Here is a 209-nt window from a genome sequence, read left to right as displayed (position 1 = left end):
GGCACTGCCCGGTAGCTAAATGCGGAAAAGATAAGTGCTGAAAGCATCTAAGCACGAAACTTGCCCCGAGATGAGTTCTCCCTGACTCCTTGAGAGTCCTGAAGGAACGTTGAAGACGACGACGTTGATAGGTCGGGTGTGTAAGCGCAGCGATGCGTTGAGCTAACCGATACTAATGAACCGTGAGGCTTAACCTTACAACGCCGAAG

1 rRNA gene is annotated in these 209 nt (G+C 51.2%); it reads left to right on the top strand.

Annotated elements, in window-relative coordinates:
• Window positions 1–197, top strand: a 23S ribosomal RNA gene (locus ACDO57_RS23415); the annotation flags it as partial.
• Window positions 198–209 lie beyond the last annotated feature (12 nt).

This window comes from Enterobacter cloacae complex sp. 2015409, from assembly GCF_041365315.1.
GTDB classification, from domain to species: domain Bacteria; phylum Pseudomonadota; class Gammaproteobacteria; order Enterobacterales; family Enterobacteriaceae; genus Enterobacter; species Enterobacter pseudoroggenkampii.
The sequence above is the reverse complement of the archived record's forward strand: the minus strand, read 5'-3'. Positions and strand labels throughout refer to the sequence as shown.